This window comes from Paenibacillus sp. FSL L8-0435 (assembly GCF_037965655.1).
GTDB lineage: Bacteria > Bacillota > Bacilli > Paenibacillales > Paenibacillaceae > Paenibacillus.
Map to the genome: position 1 here is coordinate 396,358 of NZ_CP150185.1, position 13,457 is coordinate 409,814.

A 13,457-nucleotide genomic window follows, 5' to 3' on the forward strand; every position below is an offset into this window, starting at 1 on the left:
CAATGTGTATGTGGCATTCATAGTTTAATGACGAATCGTAACTGGAGTCAATCTATTTATCATGATTATTGAATTTAACCGATTTTGAGCCTTCATTTTGTCATTTCGACCAATCGGAAATAAAAAGACCACTCGCACAGTCCAATAGCGAGCAGCCGTTAAATAATAGATAAGCTGGAGTAAAGCGCAAAGTGTGATACGAAGCATGACCGGTTATCCCTGTGCTGTCTTGGGCAGTAAAAGGGTAACGGTTGTCCCTTCGCCAGGCTCGGAAGACACTCTTAACGTTCCTCCTGCGCCACGGGCACGCTCTTCCATACTGAACAATCCAACACCATTGCCAGCGGTTACTTCGCTGAATCCCGCGCCATGGTCTTCAATAATAACCATCGTCATGTTCTCAGCGTCTTCTATAGTAACACGTGCTTCGGCAACATCGGCATACTTTGCGACATTGGTTAAGGCTTCCTGAATAATTCGGTAGATAGCTATCTCCCGATTCATCTCCAGTCGTTTGCGCAAATTACATTCCAGATCAACTTCGATTCCGTAGTGACGGGTGTAATTCTCGATATACGTACGAATCGCCGGAACAACACCCAGGTCATCCAGAACGGATGGTCTCAGCTCCCATGCCATACCGCGTACATCTTCCATGATACCCGTGACCTGCTTACGAAGTGCTTCAACCCCGGGGTGAGGCTGGTCTGCCAGCAGTCGGTCCATCTGAATCACCAGAGAGAAGAGACTCTGTCCAATCCCGTCATGCAGTTCACGCGAGATCCGGCGTCGTTCCTCTTCCTGAATATTCATCACTTGGGACATCATCTTTTGCAATTCGGCTTCGACGGATTTCAGCTTGGTGACCTCACTGCGTACAGCCAGATATTGATATGGCTCGCCGTCGTTATCAAGGAAAGGCACGATGGTGGTGTTCACCCAATAATGACTGCCATCTCTGGCACGATTGAGAATTTCCCCGTTCCATACCTTACCTGAGGATATCGTGTCCCACAGGTTTTTCATAAAGCTTTTGCCATGGTATCCGGAGTTAATGATTCGATGATCCTTACCGATCAGTTCCTCGCGCTCATACTGCGAGATTTCACAGAATTTATCATTCACATATTGGATTTTTCCTTTGCGGTCCGTGAGGGCAACGATGGAGGACTCATCCAGAGCAAACTTTAGATCACTCAGTTGATGCAGGGAACCCTTCAATCTGCTGCGGAATTCATTATCCGTAATGTGATTATCGATTTCGTTCAGCAGGAGGCGTACGGGCTGGTCTGCGAGTCCACTTAATCTGTTCTTGCGTGCACTACTCAAAGTTCAGCAACCCCTTTTTCATGGCGAACTTCACCAGTTCCGGTCGTGTACGCAGGCCAAGTTTCTCCATCAGATTACTTTTGTGGGATTCGACCGTTTTGACACTGATGATCAGATGTTCGGCGATTTCCTTGTTGGCGTAACCTTTGGCAATCCAGGACAAAATCTCTTTCTCCCGCTCGGATAACGTGTCATACGGTCCGGCGTTTTCCTGTTTGGCTTTGTCCAGGTATTCACTCATCAGCCGCTTGGTCGCACTTGGGTACAGATAGGCGCTACCTTCTGCTACGGAACGAATCGCGGCAAGCAATTCTTCATGCGGTGCACTTTTGAGGATATATCCGGATGCTCCCGCGTGGATGGCGCGGAACAGATATTCTTCATCGTCATGCATGGTCAGTATCAAAATGGAGACATCCGGCATCAATTTCTTCAATTCAGCGGTAGCGGTCAGACCGTCTTTGCCTGGCGGCATGCTGAAATCCATCAAGACCACATCTGGTTTCAACTCTTGAGCCTTGGCAATGGCTTCATCGCCATCTGCGGCATCTCCAACGATATGTATATCATTCTTTCCTTCAAGTAAGGCGATCAGCCCGGAACGCACGACAACATGGTCGTCTACAACTAATAGTTGAATCACATGATTTCCCCCTGTCCGCTTCCTTAGTTCTATCTATATCATAACAAAAAAAGAAGCCATTCAGAGCTTAATCTCCGAATAACTTCTCTCACTCTCCAGTTCAAACTATTATCCAAACACCTTCGGCTGAAGATGTAGAGCGATTTGCTCCGTCTGCCGGATCATATCGGGGGAGAAGGTGCAAGGCAGTCTGCTGCCAACGAGCAGCACGGCGCCAGGCACGCTTCCTTCCTGGAACACAGGTACCGCTATGGCACATACCAGCCGCTCAGCGAGCATTAACGGGCAACGACCGGGTGTATGCTCCCCGGTGGATTGTGCATCAGATCGGGTTGTGCGTCCAGTCCGAAGGGCTGTGCCCACCAGATCTTGTCCGGGGCGCATTTCCATGCGTTTCACCCGTTCATTACTAGCCCCAGAGGTATACTTCCAGCGTAGCATCGTCCCGTTCAGACAGGCAAGTCCACAGAAGTCGCTGTATGTGTTCAGGCGCAGGCCGTCGATCATCTCCTGAATGCCAGATGGCAGTTCATCATGCATGAGAGGACACTTCCTTTTCCGAAATTATAAGGTACGTAACGTTTAATTATTATCATTAACCTTTGAACAGGATCATCTTAAAGTAAGGGTATTACAATGTTAGTTCTATTGTAGACCCATTCTCGTACGTTGTAATTCAGGGAAAACCCCTATTTCCGTTCCGTAATCTACTGAACTTGGGCAGTAGAGGACTCTTGACTCAGGTACACCAAGGGATTGAAGAAATGCGAAGGATGAGGCATATCGGTGAAATGTGACTTTTCTCACAGCAAATTCAGGGAGTTTCTTGTCAATGATCAGGTAATCCCCCGATAACCCTGAAGCTACTTTCGCGATATGATGTATACATAAGGAATCACCGAGGGGGACGAAGGTAATGGGTACAGTATTTGTGGAAAGAACAACCCAAAGAACAGAGCAGAAACAAACGGAGGCAGGCAAAATGACACGAGAAACAGGCGGAATCCTTTCGTTCGTTACACCTGAGCAATGGGACCTGATTGAAGCGAAAATGCAACCCAAACGGGTAAAGTCGGGGTATAGTCTCTTTCTCGAAGGCGATGAAGCCGGATATCTGTACTACATTCGTTCGGGACGAGTGAAAATGACCAAGTCGACGGAGGATGGGAAGGAAATTATTTTATCCATTCAGCAAAGCGGCGATCTCATCGGTGAATTCGGCGGCATCGGCGGATTTAATCATAGCTACAGTGCAGAGATGGCGGAAAAAGGGGAGCTGGCGATTATCTCGCTTAGCGATCTGGAAAGCATACTCAGCAAACATGGCGACCTTGCCTTGAAATTCTTGCAATGGATGGCGCTGTCGCAGCGGATTACCCAGTCGAGATTCCGTGATTTGTTGCTCTATGGCAAGGCGGGTGCGCTCGCTTCGACACTGATCCGTGCCAGCAATTCGTATGGCAGGGTGACACCGGATGGTATTGTGCTGGACATGAAGCTGAACCATACCGATCTTGCTGAGATGATTGGAGCGACCCGAGAGAGCGTAACGCGGATGCTGGGGGCATGGAAGGAACAAGGTACGCTGGATATGATGGACGGAAAACTGATGATTCGGGATCTGGCAGCCTTGCGTTGCATGTGCGGATGTCCGACATTCCCAAGTTGCCCCGTAGAGTTGTGCCGGTTGTAACATAGCTTGTTCCGGGGGTGTATCTCCATTGGCGATTGGGGTCGTTACGGAGAATAATAAAAAGAGCTGACATCCGTATAATCGGTGTCAGCTTTTTTGATGTATGCGGAAAATTACATATGTAGAATTGGATCTCCATTGGCCGTGCCATATTCACTGGAGAGAATCGAATAGAGCACCGAGTCATGAAAGGAACCTTTGTAGAACCAGTGCTCGCGTAATAGCCCTTCTCGCTGCATGCCGATCTTCTTCATGACATTCTCCGAAGCTGTGTTGTGCGGACGGCATTTGGCGTAAATCCGGTGCATGCCCAGTTCATTGAAACCAAAACCTATTAGAGCACGGGCTGCTTCGGCGGCATAACCTTTTCCTTGATAGGCGGGATTAAGGACGTAACCGATCTCTGCATTGGTTTTCTCCATCACGTGAATACCTACTCCACCAAGGAGAGTTCCATCACTTTTCAAACATATCGCCAGTTCAAAGCCTTCTCGTGGTTGTGTCTGCTGCATGTCCAACACAAACTGCACGTATGCTCGCGTATCTTCTTCCGTATTCGGTCCCCATGCCGTATGCTGAGTAACTTCTGTCATGGATGTGTAGCTATGTATACTTTTCCAGTCTGTTTCCAGAATATCCCTGATGATGAGTCGTTCGGTCTCCAATTGCATCGTTGTTCCCCTCCTATATAAATTGAACTAAAGAATATTACACTTGCCACTCCGATGACAGAACAACCTTCCGATCGCTGTTATCCCAGATTTATTGGATTCCCGTTTTCAAAGGAGAAAATCCGGGAATAAAGGCGAACGCTCCGCTTCTTCAGGTTATTTCTGTCCTCTCCGTTTCTCGTGTAAATGTTTAGTTCAATTATATAATAAAACAAAAATAGCCCAATAACCGATTCATGTAAAGAATGGGTTATGAGCTATGTAAGTATAAGGCATATTATTGTGGTTGTTTACATTGAACTGCGGGATAAGTATACGCCAGCTTACGGATAATTTCCTTTTGCCATCTCGTATCACCCAGGTTGGTTGCCAGGTTCAGAAGATCCAAATAATCGTCAAGCTGCAGATCAGCCTTTTGCAGAGTTGTATTCATTCGATGTTCGTTCCCCTTATCTATAAATTCGTAAAATCATATGCAGTAGAAAGTTACAAAGAGACAAGTTCAAGAATGATAATCATTATCACGTTTATATATTCATTATGCAATGAACGCTGGCAAAATGCAATCCCAAGTCCGCATCGAATTTAACTTTTTTCTGAAAATAGGCTCATTAAAATGTAATTCTAATGATCATCAGTATGGGCCAATAGACTCAACTTCTAAACTTTTTCAATAATTTTACAAAAAGAAAGAGGAATTCAGCATATGAACCATTAAATTAAAAGGAGGATAACCATTATCAGGTAATTTGGAGGAGGAGAAAGGGAATATGAAGAAGGCGTTATGGCAGCACTGGATCGGGGCATTCCTGGTCTTTATCATGATGGCAACCGCACTGCTGGGGCCGGGTTCGCAAAGTCCGGTACAAGCTGCAGCACCACTTACGGTATCTCAGGCCATCGCTGCCCAGAGCGGTGGAGGAACAGCAACGGTTGAAGGAATCATTGTTGGACATGCTACCGGGTCACTTACCGCGAAGTTTACATCTCCGTACGCCAATGATTTTAATGTTCTGATTGCAGATTCAGCGTCAGAGCGAACTAACGCCAGATTATTGGATGTACAGATTCCCTCATCTTTCCGTTCGCAATATGGATTGGCGTCCAATCCCAGTCTTGTAGGCAAAAAGATTATCGTAACCGGAACCCTCGGTGCCTACAACAGCTATGCAGGAGTCAAAAACCCAACGTCCATCACACTTTCCTCCGGAACAACCAATCCTGATCCAGAACCGAACCCGGGTACAACACTACCGGACGGTACCGGCAAGAAAGTATTATTTGATAATACCCACGCCCAGACAGCAGGTGCTGCCGACTGGATTATTGACGGGGCATTTTCGGATTTTGCCAATGGTTTGCGAAACGCAGGCTTTGCCGTGGATCAGCTGGAACGCAGCATCCCGTATACATTTGGTGAGCAAGCCATCACCTATAATAAATTGAAAGACTACCACGTCTTTGTCATTGGCGAAGCCAACGTGCCGTTCAAAGCGACTGAACAGGCTGCGCTGGTGCAGTACGTGCAGAACGGAGGGAGTATTTTCTTCATCTCCGACCACTATAATGCAGACCGCAACAAAAACCGCTGGGATTCTTCCGAAGTATTCAACGGTTATCGCCGCGGTGCTTTCCTGAATCCGGCCAAAGGCATGTCTTCGGCTGAAGCGGGATCACCAGCAATGCAGAGTGTGACGAGTTCAGACTGGCTCGCGACGAACTTTGGTGTCCGTTTCCGCTACAATGCCCTTGGAGATGTAAATGCATCGGATATCGTTGCACCAGCACAATCCTTCGGCATTACGGCTGGTGTTAATTCTGTAGCCATGCATGCGGGATCGACCGTTGCGATTATAGACCCGAACAAGGCCAAAGGTTTGGTGTATGTACCAAGTGGTGTGTCCAAGTGGGGCAATGCCGTGGATCAGGGCGTATATAACGGTGGTGGACGAGCTGAAGGAGCCTATGCTGCCATTGCAAAGGTTGGTGCAGGCAAAGCCGCATTTATCGGCGACTCTTCACCTGTGGAAGATGCGACTCCGAAATATTTGCGTGAAGAGACCGGTGCTACCAAGAAGACCTATGATGGATTCAAAGAAGTGGATGATGCAACGTTCCTTGTGAATACCGTGAAATGGCTCGCGGTCAAAGAGAGCTACACCAGTCTGGCACAAGTGCCAGGACTGACATTGGATACGGCAACAAGCCTGCTTCCTATCGAAGCTCCGGCCGCATCAACCGAGCCGCAACTTGAGCCATGGGCTGCACCAGCGGCAGGGTACAAATGGTATGATCCGACTACATTTAAGACAGGTTCATACGGCAAAGCGCAATAAGTAAAGTAGACAAACATCAAATCATTATGCGAATAGGGTCTGACCGTGAGTTTTGCGGACAGGCTCTTTTTTTGCTTGTTATATTAGTTACAATCACGACTATAGAGCCTTGCTGCCACTGCATAAATATCTGCTCCGGAGGGGAAGGTATGGGTACTAATGATGCGGCGTGAAGCTCAACCCAACCAGAGGAGGCGGTGAATGATGACTCAACAAGGAGACTGTGACAGTTCCTCAATGAGGCAGAAGCTCAAGGCAGATCTGCATCGTGTGGCGGATCGAATGAACATGACGTTATCCCGTTTTGACAATGACAGTGTCTGTCTGCTGGGACAATTTGCAGAGATTCGAGCGGAGATTAAACAGATCGAGGTGCTCGCCTCTTCGTTTTATCTGGATTGTTATCTGTCGCCCTTTACCGAGAAGTTTGCCGAATTAACATCGAGCGTACAGCATCTATCTGACCGGAGATATGGGGCGTTAATTGTGATTGAACGGGAGATTCCGTTGGAGTCGATCATTCACTCAGGCGTGACTGTGGATGCAAGAGTAACGCATGCATTGCTGGAATCGCTGTTTATTCCCGGTGCGCCACTTCATGACGGGGCTGTGCTGATTCGTGGTAATCAGATTGTATCTGCTGGTAATGTGCTGCCGTTGTCGCAAGCGGAAGTGCATGAACGTAAAATAGGCACCCGTCATCGGGCTGCGCTGGGACTCAGTGAATTGACGGACGCCGTAGTGTTGGTTGTCTCCGAAGAGACGGGACAGGCTTCATTTGCGGTGGATGGCGATTTGCATCCCATTAATGTGGTTGAGACGCTATCTTAAATGTGAACGATCAAGTGGCTTACTTGGCACGATTGAGTTAATGCAGTTGAGGGAAGTGTACCTTTCTCCTGTAAGGGAGAGAGGTTTTTCTATTGATAGACGATAAAATTATAATCTGAAATTCGACAGCTTTGCTCCCGCCATATGAGAAACATCGATCAATGCTTCTCTGACATTGCGATGTGATTTTGCACAAACTGGGTATTCATGGGTACAATAGAGGATGGTCAATGAATAGAGAACAATGCGATTGGATCGCAAAAATGGTTGGAGGAGACGGTTAGCACATGAGTTGGTTTGAAGCAATGGAGCAACACGATTATGAGGAACTGGTTCTGTGCCAGGATCGAAATTCAGGGTTAAAAGCAATTATCGCCATACACGACACAACACTCGGCCCTGCGCTGGGAGGCACACGGATGTGGACTTACGCTTCAGAAGAAGCAGCCATTGAAGATGCCCTACGCCTTGCCCGTGGTATGACATATAAGAATGCAGTATCCGGCCTCAATCTGGGCGGTGGCAAAACCGTCATTATTGGAGACCCGCGGCGTGACAAAAATGAAGCGATGTTTCGGGCTTTTGGCCGATACATTCAAGGCTTAAACGGACGTTATATCACGGCCGAAGATGTAGGTACGACGGAAGAGGATATGAACCTGATCTATCAGGAAACCGATTATGTGACAGGCATCTCGGCGAGTTATGGTTCATCCGGTAATCCATCACCTGCAACGGCTTGGGGTGTATATCGGGGGATCAAGGCAGCAGCCAAAGAAGCATTTGGTACCGATCTGCTTGAGGGTAAAAGGATAGCGGTCCAAGGTGTCGGCAATGTGGCGATGCATCTGTGCAAATATCTGTATGAGGAAGGTGCACATCTGATCGTTACGGATATCCATAAGGACTCGGTGAAACAGGCCGTGGACCGCTTCGGCGGAACAGCAGTTGATCCTGCAGACATCACGGGTGTGGAGTGTGATATCTATGCACCATGTGCGCTCGGTGGCACGATTAATGACGATACACTCAAAACGCTCAAGGCGAAGGTCGTAGCGGGCTGTGCCAATAATCAGCTGCTGGAGACCCGTCATGGGGATCAGCTCTATGATATGGGCATCGTATATGCGCCTGACTATGTTATCAATGCAGGCGGCGTAATTAATATCGCAGATGAGCTGAACGGTTACAACGCGGATCGGGCGTGGGGCAAGATCGGAGAGATCTATTCCAATCTGGAGAAAATATTCGAAAGCTCACGTACCGAGGGCATCGCTACCTATGTTGCCGCAGATCGTCTGGCTGAGCGGCGGATTGAGCAGATGAAGAATACGCGCAGCACATTCCTGCAAAATGGTCATCACGCGCTGAGTTCCCGGAGATTGCGCAAGTAATCATAATCCAATCATATAATTTGAAAACTGTCTGTTAGGATCGGCAAACCTACTCCAAAATTGGATGTTGTCGATCTGACAGGCAGTTTTTTGTGCACTGTCAGAACATAACAAAGAAAAACAGTGGCAATATCTCCCTAATTGATCAATTTCACTATGCTTTTTTCCGATAATGTATTTACATCGTTCAGATGGAGATGGTTCAGGGAAGCGGGGAGAAGTGGGAATGGGAAAAACGGGGGAAAAGCAAGGAATAGGGTATAAGATCAAAAATATGTCGCTTAAGATCAAGCTGCCGATCATGATCAGTGTATTGGTTGTTCTGGTTCTGCTCGGTGCAACGACCACAAGTTATATGATTTCATCTGATGTTGTGGTCAGGAAAAGCAAGGATGAGATTAATGTGATGGCTGACCGCCTTGGGGAAGGGCTTTGGACAGCGATGCAGCTTCAGCAACAGATGAGTCATGCGATATCTGTACATAACACGTTCAAAGAACTCTTGGAGTTGCGTGGTACCAATGAAATGCCAGATGACACCTTTTTCACAGATGAGAATCCTTACTTCAATACAGCGAATACGATTCTCACCGACAGTATATCCGACACGGTAGGCACCAAGCCGGACTTGTTCGTGTTTGACAAGGAAGGAACTATGGTGGCGGGAACCATGCCGGAAGTCATTGGACAGTCACGGGGAGATCGGGAATATTTTAAGGAGTCCATACAGGGGAAATCCTTCATCAGTGACGCAGTTGTCTCTAAGACTGGCAAGAAGCTCATTATTGTATTCTCGCAGCCCATCACCGATGAACAGGGTAATATACTGGGTGTGTTCGCCATGTCGGTGGACAGCAGCTTTTTCCTGGGGCAACTGGGAGACATTAAAATCAATGCCCAAGGCAGAGTTGAAGTGCTGAGCCGAAGTGGCATTATCATGTTCGACTCACTGGACCCTTCGGTTGTGGGACAGACACTTGCGGAAGACAAGGAAGCTATGGAACTTATAAATGTCAAGGCAACGGACGAAGTGAAAATCACTTCGATGGATCGAGATGATATCTACTACCGTGTTAATCAGATTCCTGACGCAGATCTCTCCGTGGTGATTATGGACGATTATGATGATATCAAACGTCCATTAGAGGATATGCAGCGCCAGGTGGTTATCGTGACCTTGATCGGAATTGCTCTGGCTATTGGCGTAGGACTATTGATCTCTCGTAGTATTACGAGACCTATTGTTCGTCTGATCGGGCTGTTCCAACAGCTTGCTCAAGGGAATCTGACCGTCAAGGCCAATGGTAGATATAACAGTGAATTCAAGGATCTGGCAGAGAGCTTCAATGGCATGGTGGAGCAGAACCGAAACCTGATTACCGATATGAATAGTTCGATCCATGTTCTTCAAGCCAGCACTCAGGAGCTGGAGGAAACATCCAGACAGACAGCAAGATCCATTGATGAGACATCGGCGACGTCCATGGGCATCGCGAAGGCGATGGAGGCCCAATCCGAAGATACCGAGCAGATTGCAGGCAAATTCAACAGCTTCGGCGATAAAGTGGCTGCCATGAACAGCAGCGCCCAGGATGTAAAGGCGAGAGCAGATGAGATCGAAACGGTATTCCACAACGGGAATGAAGTCGTCAATGAATTGATGCGTATTAATGAGGTGAACGAACGGGAAGTCGAGAAAATCTCGGAGATTACGGTCAAACTTCAAACGAGTTCGGGCAGTATTAGTCAGATCACGGAAGCCATCAGCCAGATTGCCAAGCAGACCAATCTGCTTGCATTGAATGCTTCCATCGAAGCATCCCGGGCTGGAGAACATGGCAGAGGATTTGCAGTTGTAGCTGAGGAGATCCGCAATCTGGCAGAGCAGAGTTCCCGCCAGTCCAAGGAAATCTCCAGCATCATTGAGCAGAATCTGGCCGATGTAGCCGAGAACAACCAAAGTGTTGCAGAGATTCATACCATCTCCTCCAGACAGGATGAGCTTGTCTTGCAGACTCGTCAAGCGTTCGATGTGATTCTGGAGAAGGTAACGGTTATCAATCGACAAATTGCCACGATGGCAGGACAGATGCAAGAGATGTTGCAGAACAAGGATGACGTACTGGAGTCAGCCCACAGTTTGTCCGCTTCAGGGGAGCAGGTATCTGCTTCGGTTGAAGAGGTAACGGCAACCATGATGGAGCAGTCTTCAACGGTGCAGCAGTTGGCGAACATGGTCGATACGATCGATCAATTGACGCAAAAACTGGCCGAATCGGCTGCACGGTTCAAGGTGGAGTAAGGGTTAATTGAATAGCTATAGAGGGAAGGAAGGCAAAAGGCACTCTGTATGAGTGCCTTTTGCTTTGTTTTTTAGGGTCTCGATCAATGGGCTCTGGTCCATTTAGTGATCAAGAAGATCAGCAGTTGGAAGAGGGGGTGCTAAGTTACCTATATCAGAACGTAATGCACTTCTGGTTCAGCAGTTTCACGAATTGATCGAGCGCACTGCTGACATAACGACCCTCACCGCGAACAAAGGTGGTTGTAGTATGTGTGAATCGCTCGGCTAAGTCGAATACAGAGAAATGATCTGGTCTTTTGTGAATAACATTGCACGGCATAATGGTAAAAGCAATTCCAGACTCCACACAGCTGAGCAGGTTTTCCATCGTACTCACTTCGATGATATTACGAGCGGACAGCCCCTCTTCCTGCAAAAATTCTTCGGTCATTTCACGATAAGGGCAGCCCTCGGGGAAAACGACCCACGATACTTGGCACAGACTTTTGGGTGGTGTGTCCATCTGTTTGGATATGATATGCACCGTGTCTTGCATCTCGTATTCCACTTTCAGTCCTTCCTTCACACAAGCCCCGCTGATAAAGGCACCGTCAATCTCATCGTCCTGTATTTTCTTGCGCAGTACTTTGGGTGAAGTAGCGTTGACGAGTGAGATGGACACCTTCGGGTAGGTTATTTGATATTCATTCAGAATCTCCATAAAGCGGCTGGATGCCGCCGTTTCCACAATGCCGATTTTCAGCGTGCCGGAAGGCTCACCGGGATCGGTCATATCCTGCTTCAGATCATATAAAAGGTTATGAATCTGTGTGGCGTACTGGACGAACTGCTCTCCTTTGGAGGTCAGCACAACGCCTTTGGGAAATCGGTTGAACAGCTGTATTTGATATTCCTGCTCCAGTTTTTTGATGCGTGTGGTGACATTGGATTGCGCGTAATTCAGTTCTTTGGCGGCCTGTGAGATTTTGCCTGAACGCGCCACCGCGAGAACAATATCGATATCGGAAAGTTCCATGCTGTATCCTCCTGAACGTGGGTTACCTTCAATTAATTCAGCAGATGGCGATGTTAGGTATCTCTCTGAGAGATACAACTATATATTTCAATCATTTTACGATATATCGGAGCCGCCGTACAATATCCTTAATAACGAAGAGAGTAGGGATATGACATGGATAACAGGATTACACGTTCAACAACATTATTAAGCCCGGTAACGATTCATAAGTGGCAATTAAGGAACCGAATTGTGATGGCACCGTTGACCCGGGGATTTGCTGATGATCAGGAGGGGACGGTAACGGATGAGATGGTGGCGTATTATGAGCAGCGTGCGCGGGATGGCGTGGGACTGATTATTACCGAGGGCATTAACCCGAATCTGGCAGGCAAAGGCACTTATGGCATCCCCGGCTTATATACAGATGAACAGACGACTTCTTGGAAAAGGGTAACGAATGCTGTTCACAGACATGGCGGCACCATTATTGCTCAACTGTGGCATGTCGGCAGGTTGTCGCACTCCGATCTGATCGGAACCGCTCCACTTGCACCTTCCAGCCTTGCGGCAGAGGGAAGAGTGCATAAGCTGCATAAACCGTATCAGGTTCCTCAAGCGATGAGTACACAGGATATAGCGGATACGATTCAGCATTTTCAGACGGCTGCCCGCAATGCGGTTCTGGCGGGGTTTGACGGGATTGAGCTGCATGCTGCGCATGGGTATCTGATCGACCAGTTTATCAATGAGAAGACCAACCACAGAACAGATGAATATGGAGGAGATACTGAGGGTAGATTGCGGTTCCTGCGGGATATTATTGTGGCTGTGAAAAAAGAGATCCCTGTGGATCGCATATCGGTACGATTTTCCGAGAAAAAGGATGATGATGCATCCTATGCTTGGGCAGACAAAGCTGGAATGATTGATGCATATCTGAACTTGTTCCGCGAGACGGGAATTACGATCTTGCATCCCTCAACAGACCATTATGTGAAAGCATGGGAAGGGGAGCAGACCTTTCACGAGTGGGTTCGAAGTCGGTGGGATGGAATCATCATTGGTGTGGGGGATTTGGATGTTCAGACCGCGGAGCACGCGATTGGTAAGGGAAGCGTAGATCTGGCTGCGTTCGGCAGACCGTTTATTGCCAATCCAGATCTAGTACAGAGATTGCATACGGGTCAGCAATTGATTGAGTATGATGCGAATGCACATTTGCCTATTTTGGTGTGAAAATAAAGTGAAAAAAAGG

The 13,457-nt window shown here is 47.8% G+C and carries 12 protein-coding genes; 6 read left to right on the forward strand and 6 right to left on the reverse strand.

Annotation, left to right across the window (positions count from 1 at the left end; all coding sequences use genetic code 11):
- Positions 1 to 213: 213 nt before the first annotated feature.
- The 3 genes from NST33_RS01915 to NST33_RS01925 form a co-directional block, all read right to left on the reverse strand.
- Positions 214 to 1,329 carry a PAS domain-containing protein gene (locus NST33_RS01915; protein ID WP_339306544.1) on the reverse strand — a complete coding sequence of 372 codons (1,116 nt, stop codon included), beginning with the start codon at positions 1,327 to 1,329 and terminating at the stop codon, positions 214 to 216.
- Positions 1,322 to 1,972 carry a response regulator transcription factor gene (locus NST33_RS01920; RefSeq protein WP_017691068.1) on the reverse strand — a complete coding sequence of 217 codons (651 nt, stop codon included), beginning with the start codon at positions 1,970 to 1,972 and terminating at the stop codon, positions 1,322 to 1,324. Before NST33_RS01920 ends, NST33_RS01915 begins: the two co-directional genes overlap by 8 nt.
- Positions 1,973 to 2,080: 108 nt before the next feature.
- Complete coding sequence (locus NST33_RS01925; protein ID WP_221823799.1) at positions 2,081 to 2,512, reverse strand: GAF domain-containing protein; 432 nt, start codon at positions 2,510 to 2,512, stop codon at positions 2,081 to 2,083.
- Positions 2,513 to 2,888: 376 nt separating this feature from the next.
- On the opposite strand from NST33_RS01925, the gene NST33_RS01930 reads away from it, so the two are divergent.
- Positions 2,889 to 3,665 (forward strand): Crp/Fnr family transcriptional regulator, encoded by a 777-nt coding sequence (locus tag NST33_RS01930; RefSeq protein WP_260632941.1) that lies wholly within the window; start codon positions 2,889 to 2,891, stop codon positions 3,663 to 3,665.
- 113 nt (positions 3,666 to 3,778) lie between these two features.
- Here the strand turns inward: NST33_RS01930 and NST33_RS01935 are convergent, their stop codons facing one another.
- On the reverse strand, positions 3,779 to 4,336 hold the full coding sequence (locus tag NST33_RS01935; RefSeq protein ID WP_221823801.1) for a GNAT family protein: 558 nt from the start codon (positions 4,334 to 4,336) through the stop codon (positions 3,779 to 3,781).
- Between the two features lie 277 nt (positions 4,337 to 4,613).
- On the reverse strand, positions 4,614 to 4,769 hold the full coding sequence (locus NST33_RS01940) for a hypothetical protein (RefSeq protein ID WP_017691064.1): 156 nt from the start codon (positions 4,767 to 4,769) through the stop codon (positions 4,614 to 4,616).
- Between the two features lie 388 nt (positions 4,770 to 5,157).
- On the opposite strand from NST33_RS01940, the gene NST33_RS01945 reads away from it, so the two are divergent.
- From NST33_RS01945 to NST33_RS01960, 4 genes are all read left to right on the forward strand, one after another.
- The gene (locus NST33_RS01945; protein WP_260632945.1) at positions 5,158 to 6,672 is read left to right on the forward strand and encodes a DUF6359 domain-containing protein; all 1,515 of its coding nucleotides are present in this window, start codon (positions 5,158 to 5,160) and stop codon (positions 6,670 to 6,672) included.
- A 201-nt stretch (positions 6,673 to 6,873) separates the two neighbouring features.
- On the forward strand, positions 6,874 to 7,503 hold the full coding sequence (gene cdaS / locus NST33_RS01950; protein WP_221823805.1) for a sporulation-specific diadenylate cyclase CdaS: 630 nt from the start codon (positions 6,874 to 6,876) through the stop codon (positions 7,501 to 7,503).
- A 287-nt stretch (positions 7,504 to 7,790) separates the two neighbouring features.
- Positions 7,791 to 8,897: a Glu/Leu/Phe/Val dehydrogenase gene (locus tag NST33_RS01955; protein ID WP_221823807.1), complete on the forward strand. Its 1,107-nt coding sequence runs from the start codon at positions 7,791 to 7,793 to the stop codon at positions 8,895 to 8,897.
- A 226-nt stretch (positions 8,898 to 9,123) separates the two neighbouring features.
- Positions 9,124 to 11,199 carry a methyl-accepting chemotaxis protein gene (locus NST33_RS01960; protein ID WP_221823809.1) on the forward strand — a complete coding sequence of 692 codons (2,076 nt, stop codon included), beginning with the start codon at positions 9,124 to 9,126 and terminating at the stop codon, positions 11,197 to 11,199.
- A 154-nt stretch (positions 11,200 to 11,353) separates the two neighbouring features.
- Here NST33_RS01960 and NST33_RS01965 read toward each other — a convergent pair whose 3' ends face one another.
- A complete protein-coding gene (locus NST33_RS01965; protein ID WP_221823811.1) occupies positions 11,354 to 12,217 on the reverse strand; it encodes a LysR family transcriptional regulator in 864 nt (287 codons plus the stop codon).
- A gap of 156 nt (positions 12,218 to 12,373) precedes the next feature.
- Between NST33_RS01965 and NST33_RS01970 the strand changes: the two genes are divergently transcribed.
- Positions 12,374 to 13,438 (forward strand): alkene reductase, encoded by a 1,065-nt coding sequence (locus tag NST33_RS01970; protein WP_221823813.1) that lies wholly within the window; start codon positions 12,374 to 12,376, stop codon positions 13,436 to 13,438.
- Positions 13,439 to 13,457 lie beyond the last annotated feature (19 nt).